This window comes from Larkinella sp. C7 (assembly GCF_006149005.1).
In the GTDB taxonomy this organism is placed as follows: domain Bacteria; phylum Bacteroidota; class Bacteroidia; order Cytophagales; family Spirosomataceae; genus Larkinella.
This window is the reverse complement of record NZ_VBSL01000091.1, coordinates 1-616: the sequence shown is the minus strand read 5'-3', so window position 1 is coordinate 616 and position 616 is coordinate 1. Positions and strand designations below refer to the sequence as shown.

Annotated in this window: 1 protein-coding gene; it reads right to left on the bottom strand. The window is 52.3% G+C overall.

Going from position 1 to position 616, the window contains the following annotated elements; all coding sequences use genetic code 11:
* Window positions 1–616, bottom strand: a 616-nt coding sequence (locus FH871_RS34500; RefSeq protein ID WP_138995327.1) for a 50S ribosomal protein L11 methyltransferase, incomplete at both ends; no start/stop codon positions are given.

The following is a 616-nucleotide window of genomic DNA, read 5'->3' as shown; positions in this document are numbered from 1 at the left end:
GGTTGAGGTCGATATTTTCCTGAGCCACCCGCACAGCTACACCATCTAGGTCGTAGGCGTAGATGTCCTTGGCCCCGAGGAGGGAGCTGGCAATGGAGAGCACGCCCGAACCGGTTCCAACATCTAGGACAGTCTCACCGCCACGCAGAACCTGCTCCAGGGCGTAGAGACTCATCTCGGTCGTCGGATGGGTACCAGTTCCAAAGGCCATACCAGGGTCCAGCTTGATAATCTTTTCTCCAGCTCCAACTTGGTAATCCGTCCAAGAGGGGACAATGGTCAAATCATGGCTGATTCGAGTTGGTTTGTAGTACTTCTTCCAATTTTCCGCCCAGTCTTCCTCGGCCAATTCATGGCTAGATAGGTGGGTCTGACCCATCTTCAAGCCAAATTCTGGCAAGTGCTGGATAGCCTGATTGACCTGATCCTTGATTGCCTCAATATCCATAGAATCAGGGTAATAGGCCGTAATTTTAACCGTCTCAGACTGCACGACCTCTGGAAAGAGCTCACCATACTTGCCAACAGGACCCAGATAGTCAGCACTATCCTCAATAGCCACACCCTGGCTACCTGAGTCCACCAAAATATTAGCAACCGCCTCCTGAGCCTCCCG